Below are 13,300 nucleotides of genomic sequence, written 5' to 3' on the forward strand. Positions count from 1 at the left end.
GCGTCCCCGCTCATGCTGGCGAAGTGCAGGACGGCGATTTACGGCTTCGGCGGCGGTGGGGTTTCTATCACCAATACGTCGCCTCCCAGAGCCAACGCCAGAGAGTCAGAATCTCTGTGCACGGTCGTTACTTCCACTTAGCAGAAGGCGGCAGGGGCTATCTGTCCGGCTCCGCGAGGCCTGCTCACGTCGCTTTGCCGACGGCCGCGTCCATTCCCATCTCTTCCTCGGAAATGTCGTCGAACGAAGCGTAGTTCATGTTGTAGAGACGGACGTAGAGGCCTTTTTTTGCCATCAGCTGTTCGTGGTTGCCGCTTTCGACGATCTCGCCGTTCTGCAGCACGATGATTCGGTCGGCTCCGCGGATGGTGGCCAGGCGATGGGCAATAACCAGCCCTGTCCGGCCTTCCAGCAGTTTTATCAGCGCCTTCTGGATCAGCATCTCCGTATAGGAATCGATGCTGGCCGTGGCTTCGTCGAGCACAAGGATCTTGGCGTCGGCCACCAGCGCCCGCGCGAAACTGATCAGCTGGCGCTGGCCGAGCGAGAGATTGCCGCCACGCTGCTCGAGTTCGGTGTCGTAGCCATCGGGCAAGTTCTCTATGAACTCGTGCGCGCCGACGGCCAGTGCGGCGCGGACCACCTGCTCGCGGCTGGCGCCGGTCTTATGATAGCGGATGTTCTCCAGCACCGTTCCTGAGAACAGGAACGGCTCCTGCAGCACCATTGCCACCTGCTCTCCGAGCGAATCCTGTGTCAGGTCGCGCACATCGTGCCCGCCGACCAGGACCTGACCCGACCAGACATCGTAGAAGCGGTGCACCAGCGCCATCGAACTGGACTTGCCCGATCCGGTCGGGCCGACAAGTGCTACGGTCTCGCCCGGGTTGACGCGAAAGGAAACGTTCTTCAGCACCGGCAGGTTCTGCCGGTAGCCGAAGGTGACGTTCCTGAACTCGACCGAGCCGTCCATGTCGCGCGACAGCTTAACAGCATTGTCCTTATCGCTGACGTCCACCGGCACGTCGAGCACTTCTGAGATGCGCTGGCCCGAAGCCATGGCGCGCTGCATCACGCTGTATTGCATGGTGAGCGAGCGGATCGGGTCGAAGAAGCGCTGGATGTAGAACAGGAACGCCACCATGACGCCGACGTCGAGGCTGCGCGACAGCACCATGGAGCCGCCCACGACGATGACTATCGCCATGGCGAACCCGGTCAGCGTGTCGACGATCGGCACCATCACCTGCGCATACCTGGCCGACCTCAGATGGGCATTGAGATTGGCCAGCACCTTCTCGTCATAAAGATCGAAATTGACATGCTGGCGTTCCAGGCTCTGTACCGTGCGCACGCCATGGATGCCTTCGGCCAGCGCACCGTTGGCGATCGAATTGGTTTCATGCGCCGCCATGAAAGCGACCTTGGCGCGCGGCAGCCAGAACAGGCGCACGATGAACAGCACCGGCATGGTCGACAGCGTTAGCAGCCCGAGCCGGAAATCGAGCCAGAGCAGGACGCTGACGATGCCGAACAACAGCACGATGTCGCCCACCGACATCACTGACGTTTCGAGGAATTCCTGCATTGAATTCACATCGCCCTGCAGGCGCGACATCAGCCGGCCGACCTCGGTCTTGTCCATGAAGCTCAGCGAGACCCGCTGCAGGTGGCTGAACATGGCGCGGCGCAGGTCGGAGAGCACGTTTTCGGCCACCTTGCCGACGACGCTCTCCTGCACATAGCTGGCGCCGTAGTTGATGAGGATGATCGTCGCGAAGGCGCCCGTCGCCCAGATCATCACCGATCGGTCGAGCCTGCCCGCCGCCATGCCGTGGTCGATGGCGTAGCGGATGACCAGCGGGATCGCCAGCTGCGTCAGCGTGAACACCAGGACCGCGGCGACCGAGATGAAAATCCGGCCCCGATAGGGTTTCACGAAGCTCCAGATGCGCCGCACGATGCGCGGATCATAGGCCTTGCCGAAGACTTCTTCCTCGTCGCGGTGCGAGCCGACGACCGCCTTTGTCGGCCGCCCGCTGGTGTCTTCCTTCTCGTCGCCGCTATGTGTCGACATCACGCGGCTCCGTTACAACGGGTCGGTCATCGTCCGGCCGCAGCTGCAGGTCGTAAAGGGCCCGGTAGCGTCCGCCGAGCGCCAGCAGTTCCTCATGCGTGCCGCGCTCGACGATCCGGCCGCCCTCCACGAACAGGATCTGGTCGGCATGCATCAGTGAACTCAGCCGGTGCGAGATGATGAGCGTCACGCGGTCCTTGGCGAAGCGTTTCATCGCTGCCCGGATCCGTTGCTCGGTGCCGGCGTCGATGGCAGCAGTTGAATCGTCGAAGACCAGCACCGATGGCCGCAGCATCAGGCTGCGGGCGATGGTCAGGCGCTGGCGCTGGCCGCCGGAAAGCGACGCGCCGCGTTCGCCAACGACTGTGGTGTAGCCGGCGAGAAGCCCGATGATGTAGTTGTGCAATTGGGCATACTCGGCGGCTTGCCCGATGCGGGTCTCGCGCGCCCATGGATTGCCGTAGGCGATGTTGTTCTCGATCGAGGTGGTGAACAGGAATGCGTCCTGCTGCACCACGCCGACCCCCTTGCGCAGCGATTGCAGCGTGACCTTGCTGATGTCCTGGCCATCGATGGTGATGGCACCTGACGTCACATCGTAGAAGCGCGGGATCAGGTGCGCGATGGTCGACTTGCCGCTGCCGGGCGGACCGACAATGCCGATGGTTTGGCCGGATCTTGCCTCGAAGGAGATCCCGGATAGCGTCGGACGGCCAGCGCCCGCGTAGCGGAAGCCGACATTGTCGAAGCGCAGCACACCGTCAGTGACGACAAGATCCTTGGCGTCGGGCGCGTCCTCGATATCGAGTTCGGTGTCCAGCAGTTCGAACAGACGCGTGCCGCAGGTCGAAGCGCGGGCGAATGAATTGACCATCAGGCCGAGCTGGCGCACTGGCATCTGCAAGATGGTCATGAAGGTGAGGAACTGGGCCAGCATGCCGACGCTGATCTGGCCCGCAATCACCTTCTGGCCGCCGAACCAAAGCACCAAGCCCATGGCGGCGAGGAACGAGAAGTTCATAGCGCTGGTGTTGCTGACGCGGATGCCGACGCGCTGGTTGGCGAGGTCCAGCGCATCCTGCTTGGCGCGGTCGAACTTTTCCAGCTCATGCCGCTGCGCCGCAAAAGCACGCACGACACGGATGCCACCGAGGTTCTCATCCATCACCCGGCTCAGCACCGACAGCCGCTCTTGCAACGTCAGCCAGGTGCTGCGCAGCGCCAGCTGCGTGACCGAGGACCGCCAGGCGACGAACGGCACAAAGCTCAGGCTGAGCAGCCCGAGCACGAGATCGGTGCTGATCAGCAGATAAGCGCCGACGCCGATCAGCACGCCGAGCAGCACGACGCGCAGGATGCCGGTGGAGAAGAACATGCGCACGCCGTCGAGATCGAGCAGGCCGAGCGTGATGAGATCGCCGGTATGGACCCGGTCGTGGAAGGAGAAGCTCAGGCGCTGGATCTTCTCATGGAAAGCCAGCCGCAGTTCATAGCCGGTCCGGTGGCCGATGGCCTCGCCATAGTAGTTCTGCGCCATGGTGAAGAGGCCGCGCAGGATGCTGACGACGAGCAGCGTGAGCGCCGTGTTCCACAGCGCGCGCTCTGCCGCAGGACCAGCACCAGCAGTCAAGACGCCCTGCGCCTGATCGATGGCGCGTCCCAGCAAGCGTGGAATGAAAAGCTGCAGCGTCGCGGCAATGAAGGTCGAAACGATGGTGATGGCGACTTGCCAGGGATGGCGCAGCGTCAGTCGCACGATACGCAGCAGTGTGCTGAGGCCTTTGCCCCAGGAGGCTTCCGCCACATGGACAAACGATTTGCCGCGCTTCGCCGCGCCGCTGGTTGCATCCGTACGCAAGGGAAATACCCAGACCAATCCGGACATTAGCCCGGACGAATGAAGCAGACTCAATTCAGATGGCGATGTTACGCGTGTCCGACTTGACCGTTCAAGGGGCCAATGGCGGCATCGCACTATGCCTGAAAGGCGTGCAGCCGTTGGTCGTCGCGATCGTATTTTGATGAGTGATGAGGCGAAGGCATACATGGCCATAGGCGAGAGTTTTGCCAAGCATGAGGCCGTGAAGCATTCCAGGCTTCTTGCACCCGATAACGGTGAGAAGGATGTCTTCGTTCATGCCACCGAGCTGACCCGCTCAGGGCTCAGCGCGCTGTGGAGGGACAGAAAGTGTTCGTCGAATATGGGCAGGCAAGAAAGGCCTGGAAGTCCGGAGCGTTCGCCTCGCCTAGAAGCCAATACACTGGCCATGGCCCAAAATTGCCGCTCATACAAAGAAAAAGCCCGCTGCCGGGAAGAGGTGGCAGCGGGCTCGATTTGAAATGCAGCGCGGGAGGAGGTGCACCGCATTCAGCGCCGGGCATCGCATCTGGGAGGAGTAGATGGCCCGACAACAGGATCATATTGATCGCCGCAGATATTGCAATGCACAAATTGCATATCGCATGTGCGAAGGCGTTACCTGGGTGTATGCATCGACATTGTCTCGAAAGACCCACCCACCAAAATTGTTGCCCTAGCTGGCCGCTGTAGAGGTTAATGGTGCTGGTCATTTTTGCTCTCCTTTGCGTTGTCGCAAGGAGGGCAGATCTGCGCCTGGATCGAAACGTCGAGCGCCGGCGCTCGTCAGCGACAAGCAGATCCGGCTGCAGCATGAGCGGCGCGCGTGCCAGGCCGCCTTTGGCCTCCCGAAAAAGCGTGCGGGCATCGATCGGCCGCACTGCAGCTAAGCCCGACGCGAACAAGAAGCTCCTCGGGCCTTTCGCGCGAGAGGCCGCTGACGATTGCGGCTTCGGCCGAGATGCAGCGGACGCCATGGCGCGGAGACGAAGTGATAGCGAACTCGGCCGCGTAGGCGCTCGCCGCGTCAATCGTGCTGATGTCGCCAGGCGTATGCGCGTTCGAGGCAGCCCTTGGCCTGCTGGCTCCGCAATGGCGGCGGTTGCGCCAGCAACAAGATCGGCAAGTTGCACCGCGGGATTCTCGGCTGAAGATGCGAAAACGATCGGCTTGCATGTTCCAGGTCAGGCGTCGGCGCTTTCCGAAAACCTTGGTGTAGACCGGATCCGGACGATTCACCATGCCATCGTAGATGCTTGCAAGTGCGTGGAGCGGCTTTGAATCGTCACAGACGACCTAGAGCAAGGAATAGCGCTCGCCCCAGGCGCGCAGGTGATCAGTGACGGCACTGATCGTCAGATCGAGCACCCACTTACCGGTATCACCTGTCAATTGAAGGCCCCGCGTTTCCTGGGCAATGATGACATTGTAGCCGCGTGCAAAGCGCAAGATACGTCCGAGCAACAAGCTGAAATGCTGGGGATCGGCGTCGCCAAACAGGGAAGGTGCGTCGGCCGGGTCCAGCGATCGCATGAACCGCTCAAACTGAACAGCGAGTTCCTCGGCGCCTTCGCCGGAAGCGATCATCTGCATGTAAAGGTAGTTTGCCACGAACCGATGAAGATTGTGGTGGTAAAAGAGCATGTTGTTGCGTTGAAGCACCGGCTCGTAGATGTATTCGAAGAACTTGGCCGCAAGGCTCAAGCGCTTGTTGTAGAGCGTTGTAATGTAGCGGCCATCGATCCTTTCAAGGATCTCGGAGATGATGGCGCGACCGCGCGGCCGCTTCAGCAGCTTGGCAGCCTTCAACTCGCTCATCTGGAGGCGGTGCCGAACTCGGATGTCACGAATGATCGACTCGCTTCATGGAGAGCCAGGTCGACAGAGGCATAGGCAAAGAACGGCTGATCGTCGTCAAGCATGCGATTGCCGGTGAAACCGGCCTCATCGCAGGAGATCAGTTGGGGAAGGATAATACTAGAAATCGGGGCCATTTCGAGCGCGCTACAGGCTCACGGGCTCGCTGGCTGCTAATCTGGAGGGCGATTCTGGCTGATTTGGGTCACGAGATCAATCACTATCGATAGAGGCAATTATCGTCCTTTATCAGTGAGAAAATCCCAAGGCGAATCAGCCATCGTGAAAACAATGGCTTACGCGATTCGAGACTTGCCCCTGGAGGCCCTGTTCGGGCCGATTGCCCGTGCGGCCGAGACTTTGGCGCGCCTCGACGAGCGCCTGGCCCGCTCGCCGGTCCGGGAAGGCTTCATCGAGCACCAAAACTTTGCCGACGCGGCCGCAGCACTCTGGCTCGAGGGCGAACTCGTCCACCTTGAGGATCTTGTGCTGTACGACGCTCATATGGACATCCGCACCCCGACCCACGAACTCACCCGCGCGCACGCGGTGCTGCGGACCCGCCGGCGAAGTTTTTCCCAGAAGGCGGATTGCGCGCTCAGCCGCGACGGTTTTGGCCCTGACCGGCCGCGGCGGCGCCATGCCGGCATCGGGACAAAATAGCCGGCAAGAGGGGGCTGGAGCCAACTCCGTTGAAGCCGACGGTCGGGATGATGCTGAGGACGATCTTTTGGCCAAAGAATTTGCCGAGATCGACGCCGTCCTGGCACGCTCGTCGAAGATTCTTGGCGGCGCCGACGTGCCTGCTCGAAAGGGGAAACGTCAACCCGTGATCGGCCGGATCTGATCTACGATCTCGACTGGAATGAAGAAGAACGGCTGGCCGAATGGCAGGATGTTTTCGCCAAGACCCGCGATCTGCCGGTCGTCCTGCGCGGCGCGATCCTGCTCGAGGCCTGGTCGGACATCGAGGTGCTGCAGCATGCCACCTGGCTGGGGCCACTTCTGGTGGCCGCGCTGCTCCGGCAGGAGGGTCTTGCCGGCAACCATCTCGCCAGCCTGCATATCGGCGCCAAAAAGCATTCCACGAGAGCGGCGGCGAGCGCGCAATCGCGGCGATTGGCTGCTGGCCTCACTCGACGGAATCCATGAGGCGGCGCTGGCTGGCCTGAAGGAACACGATCGGCTGGTGATGGCGAAAAGCCAGATGGAACGGCGGCTCAAACAACGGCGCGCCAGCTCGAAACTGCCCGACCTGGTCGAGCTAGTTTTGTCCCGCCCGATGATCTCGACCGGCATGGTTCAGGAGCGGCTAAAAGTGACAAAACAGGGTGCGCTCAATCTTATCGGCGAGCTCGGCCTGCGCGAGATGACCGGGAGAGGAAGGTTTCGGGCGTGGGGTGTGATTTGAGACGAGCGTCGTGAGGTTGATGCCCTCGTCACACGCAATGGCGGAAGAATTAACTGACTGATAATGCAAGGAGCACGAGCCGGAGGGGCTGCCGGCGGGGGACATCGCCGGGCATCTGGCAGTTCCGCACAATACGGTGTCGACGCATCTCGGGATCCTCAGCCGGGCCGAGGCTGATCGATGCCGAACGCCAAAGCCGGTCGATCATCTACCGGGGAAGCTTGACGCGGTGCGCGACCTCAACGCCTTCCTCGTCAAGGATTGCCGCGGCGGTCACCCGGAGATCTGCGCGCCGCTGGTCGCCCATCTTTCACCGTGCTGCGCCAGCCAACCCAGCGGTCAGGGAGGCGGCGCCCTTGAGTGATCAGATATTCAACGTCCTGTTTTTCTGGACGGGCAACTCGGCCCGCTCGATCCTGGCCCAAGCGATTCTCAACAGGGAGGGCCAGGGCCGGTTCGAGGCCTTCTCTGCAGGCTCGCACCCGAAGGGCGCCGTCCATCCCTATTGATTCAGCTTCTGAAGGCGATGAACCAGTACGGGGATGTCACGCTGTCTGCATATACACGCGTTGAGACCTGCGGCCGCTGATGTCAGCTGACCATGGCCACGGCTTTCCATTCCGCCATGGCCTGCAGGCGGTGAATATGTGTAGCGAGAGCGGAGCGTTTTGAGCGGGGCGGGACGAAGAGATTGCGCAGAGCCGAGAAGATCGAAACGAAGCGTTACAGTGCTCCTGGTGGAAGCCTTGCATCATTCGTTCCCGTTTTCGCAGGGGCACATGTGCATTGTCCGCCCGGTTGTTCAATCCCTTGTGCGACCGATGCTCGACGTCCTCCGGCATCACCTGTCGCCTGGCTGCTCCATATGGAGTGCAGCTTGTCGGTGATCATGCGTATCGGCACGACGCCTTGCTTCTTCAGCAGCGCGTCCGCAAGCACTTGGCCGCCTTGGTGTTGCGGCGGTTCTGGACGATCTAGTCGAGCTTATAGCCATCCTGGTCGACGGCGCGCCACAACCCATGTTTCCTGCCAGCGCTGCAACTGCCGACTGTGTCTTTCGCGCTGCCACGGGACGCCAGATGCGCCGAAGTCCCGATGGCGGCATCACCATCAAATCGGCCGTAGCTGTCTTTGGTTGATAAAGCCGCGTGTTGCTGGGAACAGTTCTTGTTCCGACCCCAATTTGCCGCCGAAAACGTCGCCATGCTCCTCCAAGCCAAGGCGAACAAGTCGTGATGTTCTCGGATTGTTCCGCAAGTTGGCCAAAATCCCAGCTTCGGGCCGATTAGCCTATTACAAAAGACATGTTAGTTTGAAGCCATTACACTGTCCCAAAGCAGTCTCCTTTGGCACGGTACCTGCAGCGGATCGGGCATGACTGAAGAGCCGCCCGCTCGATCTGGTCGGATGCGTCATGAATGGCTTCAGGCCCCTTCAAGCAACTGGTGGTCGCAATCCGAACTAAGTCGACGGAACTGGGATCGGACATCGGCGCTGAGCCCTCGAATCGAGCCTACCTAAGCCGGGCGCGAATTGCTCGAGGACAAAATTTGACACATGGGGCTAGCCGCTCGAAGCGGCCCGGCGCCTGCACGTCAGACAATCTCTCGATTGTAGCTAAGGAGCCAAAGTGATGGAGACTGTTACGCTTGCTCAACAGGAGATCCTCATCGGCCTTCGTAGGATACAGCCCGCCGATGAGGATGCCTTGTTCCCTTCCGAAATTGCTGGCTTGGGGCGCGCTGTTACGAAGGTCCGTCGCCGAAGCGGTTCCGCGAGGATCATCGCTCGAACGCTGCTCGGCGAACTGGGGTTTCCGCCAAAGCCAATCCTGAAGACTCGACTTGGTGTTCCGATCTGGCCAGACGGCGTAATTGGATCCTTAGCTCATCACGACACGGTGGCCGCCGCCGCCGTCGCAGACAGGAAACATATTGCTGCACTCGGTATCGATATTGAACCCAATGAGCCTCTTCCGGACGGCTTGATCGATTTGGTCGCAACGCCCAAGGAGCGAAGCATGTACGACCTGCGCCTGCTTCGGCGGCGGGACCTCTTTGTCCTAAAGGAGGCGGTTTACAAAGCGTATTGCCCAACGCATAATGAAATACTGGAATTTCAAGACGTTGAAATCGACATTGGCGCCGGATCAGGTGCCGTGCCCAAAGCAAATTGTTCCTTCTCAGTTAAACTCCTTCCATCAAGGAATGTCTTGGGTTTGGCCTATCTGAGCGCTCGTGCGTCGTCTAAATGCAGCCTTCGTTCAAGCGATCGTGTGTGAAGTTCGACGACGTCTGACCTGATGCGGTAGCGGCGCTAACGCGAGACTATTGATCTGACCGGCCCCCCTTCGGCAGGATCTGCGGGATGAAGCCCTTCGACGGCCAGTCTGTTTCTCTCAAGGGCCCACCTGTAAGCCTGGAGCCACCCGATCCGGCGACACCACAGACGCGCGCCACAAAAACGACGTCGGGCTTCCGTCGAATCGATGGCGTGCTTCCGAAAATACCAAACCTCGACCATTCGACGGAAATTAGGCGTGCCTGCGATTGGAAATGGAATCATAGATCGTGAAATGCTTTCTGCCCCGTCAGGCTATCGGACCAGGGGACTTGATCTGCGCGACCGATCAGATCAGGCAGAGGAAGCGTCTGACGCAGGAGCAGATTGCCGGGATTTCCGGCTTTAGTCAGCAGTATATCAGCGGCCCGAGAAGGGTCGCCGGTATCCGACAATTGTCACGATTAACGAGCTGGCATTAGGGCGTGGCGCCCGACAAGTAGGTCTCGCATCACCGGCATCGGCCGCCGGCGGCTTTATCGAAGCCGTCATCAACTCCCCCCACACGGGTGAGCGCTTTCGTTCTTCCGTTCTTTCAACCAAGCTTTGCACCCTTTGTGGCACGCTGATTGCTATGAGACAGGAGCATCCGCAGGACCATGGCGGTCTCTCGGCCGCGCCGCCCAACACAGACATATAAAGCTTGTTCAACTTATGCCATTCACTGCCATAGATACTGCACTATTAGGTGCGGTTCCGCCAAAACACTTCGCGTCCATCGAGACGCCGCTGTCGTTCGTCGCGGAAGGCTACCAGCTCAACTCAATCGGCATTCAGCACGGAACTTTCGAGCAGCTTCTGCCCGGTGGGGTAGGCCGGACGGGGCGCCTTCGATGGAAGCAGGTCATGCGCTTCGATGGTTTGGCGGAGGGATGAAAATGGTACGTCGACCTCCTCCGATGCGCACAGATGCTTGCGAGCCAAGCGGGTATGGTAGACTGCAAGCTACAGCGCGGCCAATTTGTTCTAGCGTTATTGTCGGCGGCGGCACGCTGGCGATCAGCTGTGCGCAGCTGGCTATGGAGATGGGCCACGATATTCGCGCGGTGCTATGTGCCGATGCGACATTCGCTAACTGGACGGATCGCGCCAATCTCCCATGCCTGTCAAGCGTTGAAGAGCTGTCGAGCTTCCTCAAGAGCGAGCCTGTGGAGTGGCTCTTTTCCGTTGCCAATCCGTTCATCTTGCCGGCCGATGTGTTGGGACGGATCAGTCAAGGTGCTTTCAACTATCATGATGGTCCCTTGCCGCGCTACGCCGGAACTCACGCGACGTCTTGGGCGCTGCTGGCGCAAGAGAGCGAGCATGCCATCACCTGGCATTGTATCGATGATGGGTTTAATCCAGGTGATATAGCGGTTCAGCGCCAAGTGCGGGTTGCGCCTACCGAAACGGCGCTGACCCTGAACCTCAAATGTCATGAAGCCGCCGTCGAGGGCTTCCGCGAGCTGCTGGGTGGCTTGGCGGGGGGCAAGCTCACTACCCGTCCACAGGCGCTGGAAGACAGAAGCTATTTTCCCAAGCGCCAGCGGCCAGATGCGGCAGGTATTCTGCGCTGGGATCGATCCGCGCAAGATCTGTCGGCGATGGCGCGGGCCTTGGATTTTGGGCCGTATTACCCCAATCCGATGTGTTTGTGCAAGGCGCTGGCAGGGCAAGAGGTTGTCGCCGTCAGGCGCTTGGAGATGCTGCCTCGCCGCTCCGGCCTTGCGGCAGGCCGCCTGCTTGAAATCCATTCGAGCAACTGGCGTGTGGCGACGGGTACGCACGATGTCGAGGTCTGGTTTGGCAGCTTGGACGGTGAGCCGCTGGAGGCACAAGCACTGGCCAGCCGCAATGATCTGGCTGAAGGCGATGCCCTTCCTGTCCTCAGCGACGATCAGGCGCGACGCCTGACAGCCATCCACGAAGAAATAGCGCCTTCGGAGGCCTTTTGGGGACGACGGCTTGAGCAGTTCAAAACTGTGCAGCTGCCTTACCTGTCGTCCGGCACACCAAAAGCGCCGCCGGCCTGGCAGTCGAGTTCCTGGCAAGTGTCGAATGCCCTGGCGGAGCTTCCCCCTGCCGATCGGGTGGAAGACCTGCTAACGGCATGGCTGATCTATCTGGCCCTCGTTTCGGGCCAGATAGATCTTCAACTGGGATGGAGGCCCGCGCCGAAACCGGCGCGAGCCAGGGTGAAGGCGGCGGGGGCCGTTATCGCTTCCGCCGTGCCAATGGAAGTCACCCTCGATCTCGCATGGGACTTCAAGCAAACACGCGAGGCAGTCGCGGCCGAGATCGCTCATCTCAGCAAGCACGACAGCTTTGCGCGCGATCTTGTCGGTCGGTCTCCGCCATTGCGCCATTTCGAGGCGCTGCGGTCGCAACGGCCCTGGCCGGTTGGTGTGGCGATGGCGGCACAAAACAGTTCTGTCGGTCCCAACTCAGCTTCGACTGGAAGATTCGAGGCAGCGCTTCCGGGCGAGCTGGTGACATTCGAGGTTTGCGCCATCGACGGCCGCTTTCGGTGGCATTTCGATGCCAATCGATTGGCCCCGGAGCAGATCGATCGCATGACCCGGCATTTGGAGACCTTGTTGGCTGATGTGGTTGCCGATGCCGGGCAGCCGGTCGGCCGCATCGAGCTGCTGTCGCCCGAGGAGCGGACTTACCTTTTGGAGGAGCTGAACCGGACGGAAGCGGACTATCCCTCGCACAAGTGCATCCACGAGCTGTTCGAGGCGCAGGTGCGTCAGGGGCCCGACAGGATGGCGCTGGTGCATGAGGCCGAAGCGCTGAGCTATGGCGAGCTCAATACCCGCGCCAACCGGCTGGCCCATCATCTGATCGGGCTTGGGGTGAAGCCCGGGGATCGCATTGCGACACTACTGGACCGCTCCGTCACGCTTGTGGTGGCGCAGTTGGCCATTCTGAAGACGGGCGCGGTTTATGTGCCGATCGATCGCGCTGTTCCACTCGCGCGACAAGAATGGCTGATGGCTGATTGTGCTGCACGCCTGGTTCTTGGCGAGAGTAAGGGGGTTGATCTCGCCGAGGTGACGATCCCTGTCGTGCCTATTGAGCCGTTAGCGGCCGATGCAGAACTGAGCACCGATCCTGGGCTGAGATTGAGCGCCGAAGATGCCGCTTACGTGATGTACACTTCCGGCTCGACCGGCCTTCCTAAGGGAGTTGTTGTTCCTCACCGTGCTGTCAACCGGCTCGCGATCAATAATGAATATTTGACAATCGATGCCGGCGACCGTGTAGCCTGGGCGGGCAATCCCGCCTTCGACGCCAGCACATTTGAAGTGTGGGCGCCGCTGCTTAACGGTGGCTGCGTGGTTGTAATGAATGCCACTACCGTCTTGGATGCATCGAGTTTTTCCAAGGCGCTCGAACGTCAGAAAGTGACATCCCTGTTTCTGACAACAGCGTTATTCAACCATTATACGTCATCGATTGCCCCGACGTTATCACAACTTAAATACCTCCTTTGTGGAGGCGAGCGGAATGACCCCTCCGCCTTCCTAAGGTTGCAGAGAGAAGAAGGCCCTGTACGTCTCATTCACTGCTATGGTCCGACCGAGACGACGACATTTGCGGCTACCTATACTGTGGGTCCAATGCAGGAGAAGGCTCTAAATGTCCCGATCGGCCGTCCGATCGCGAACACGCGGCTTTATCTGCTTGACGGCCATGGCGCGCCGGTTCCGTTCGGGGCGGTGGGCGAGCTCTATATCGGCGGAGCGGGCGTGGCGCGCGGCTATCTCAA

At 60.4% G+C, this 13,300-nt stretch carries 9 protein-coding genes and 3 pseudogenes; 8 read left to right on the plus strand and 4 right to left on the minus strand.

Going from position 1 to position 13,300, the window contains the following annotated elements; all coding sequences use genetic code 11:
• Positions 1–184 precede the first annotated feature (184 nt).
• Both AC0L28_RS33765 and AC0L28_RS33770 read right to left on the minus strand, forming a co-directional pair.
• Positions 185–2,077: an ABC transporter ATP-binding protein gene (locus AC0L28_RS33765; protein WP_065007163.1), complete on the minus strand. Its 1,893-nt coding sequence runs from the start codon at positions 2,075–2,077 to the stop codon at positions 185–187.
• Positions 2,064–3,962, minus strand: a complete 1,899-nt coding sequence (locus AC0L28_RS33770) for an ABC transporter ATP-binding protein (RefSeq protein WP_473482774.1) — start codon at positions 3,960–3,962, stop codon at positions 2,064–2,066. Before AC0L28_RS33770 ends, AC0L28_RS33765 begins: the two co-directional genes overlap by 14 nt.
• Before the next feature lie 91 nt (positions 3,963–4,053).
• On the opposite strand from AC0L28_RS33770, the gene AC0L28_RS33775 reads away from it, so the two are divergent.
• Positions 4,054–4,416, plus strand: coding sequence for a cold-shock protein (locus tag AC0L28_RS33775; RefSeq protein WP_473482776.1), 363 nt, complete (start codon positions 4,054–4,056; stop codon positions 4,414–4,416).
• Between the two features lie 815 nt (positions 4,417–5,231).
• Here AC0L28_RS33775 and AC0L28_RS33780 read toward each other — a convergent pair.
• The gene (locus AC0L28_RS33780; protein ID WP_473482778.1) at positions 5,232–5,753 is read right to left on the minus strand and encodes a hypothetical protein; all 522 of its coding nucleotides are present in this window, start codon (positions 5,751–5,753) and stop codon (positions 5,232–5,234) included.
• A gap of 330 nt (positions 5,754–6,083) precedes the next feature.
• On the opposite strand from AC0L28_RS33780, the gene AC0L28_RS33785 reads away from it, so the two are divergent.
• From AC0L28_RS33785 to AC0L28_RS33800, 4 genes and pseudogenes are all read left to right on the plus strand, one after another.
• Entirely contained in the window at positions 6,084–6,455 is a 372-nt protein-coding gene (locus AC0L28_RS33785; protein ID WP_473482780.1) for a hypothetical protein, read from the plus strand.
• A 216-nt stretch (positions 6,456–6,671) separates the two neighbouring features.
• On the plus strand, positions 6,672–6,944 hold the full coding sequence (locus tag AC0L28_RS33790) for a DUF1612 domain-containing protein (RefSeq protein ID WP_473482788.1): 273 nt from the start codon (positions 6,672–6,674) through the stop codon (positions 6,942–6,944).
• On the plus strand, positions 6,829–7,203 hold the full coding sequence (locus tag AC0L28_RS33795; protein ID WP_473482782.1) for a helix-turn-helix domain-containing protein: 375 nt from the start codon (positions 6,829–6,831) through the stop codon (positions 7,201–7,203). The genes AC0L28_RS33790 and AC0L28_RS33795 overlap by 116 nt, the downstream gene beginning before the upstream one ends.
• 356 nt (positions 7,204–7,559) lie before the next feature.
• Positions 7,560–7,709, plus strand: a pseudogene (locus AC0L28_RS33800) (arsenate reductase ArsC); the annotation flags it as partial.
• Between the two features lie 85 nt (positions 7,710–7,794).
• On the opposite strand, the pseudogene AC0L28_RS33805 reads toward AC0L28_RS33800, so the two are convergent.
• Positions 7,795–8,237: pseudogene (locus tag AC0L28_RS33805) on the minus strand (IS6 family transposase); the annotation flags it as partial.
• 599 nt (positions 8,238–8,836) lie between these two features.
• Here AC0L28_RS33805 and AC0L28_RS33810 point away from each other — a divergent pair.
• The 3 genes and pseudogenes from AC0L28_RS33810 to AC0L28_RS33820 all read left to right on the plus strand — a co-directional run.
• Complete coding sequence (locus AC0L28_RS33810) at positions 8,837–9,484, plus strand: 4'-phosphopantetheinyl transferase family protein (protein WP_473482784.1); 648 nt, start codon at positions 8,837–8,839, stop codon at positions 9,482–9,484.
• 316 nt (positions 9,485–9,800) lie between these two features.
• Positions 9,801–10,012 (plus strand): annotated as a pseudogene (locus AC0L28_RS33815) (helix-turn-helix domain-containing protein); the annotation flags it as partial.
• A 556-nt stretch (positions 10,013–10,568) separates the two neighbouring features.
• Positions 10,569–13,300 (plus strand): AMP-binding protein (locus tag AC0L28_RS33820; protein ID WP_473482786.1); only part of this gene is annotated, 2,732 nt, incomplete at its 3' end.

It is taken from the genome of Mesorhizobium sp. WSM4847 (assembly GCF_055811335.1).

Coding starts and splice junctions, on each gene's coding strand:
- AC0L28_RS33810 (WP_473482784.1), top strand. CDS start 8,837: ATGGAGACTGTTACGCTTGCTCAACAGGAGATCCTCATCGGCCTTCGT.
- AC0L28_RS33785 (WP_473482780.1), top strand. CDS start 6,084: ATGGCTTACGCGATTCGAGACTTGCCCCTGGAGGCCCTGTTCGGGCCG.
- AC0L28_RS33780 (WP_473482778.1), bottom strand. CDS start 5,753: ATGAGCGAGTTGAAGGCTGCCAAGCTGCTGAAGCGGCCGCGCGGTCGC.
- AC0L28_RS33775 (WP_473482776.1), top strand. CDS start 4,054: ATGCCTGAAAGGCGTGCAGCCGTTGGTCGTCGCGATCGTATTTTGATG.
- AC0L28_RS33770 (WP_473482774.1), bottom strand. CDS start 3,962: ATGTCCGGATTGGTCTGGGTATTTCCCTTGCGTACGGATGCAACCAGC.
- AC0L28_RS33765 (WP_065007163.1), bottom strand. CDS start 2,077: ATGTCGACACATAGCGGCGACGAGAAGGAAGACACCAGCGGGCGGCCG.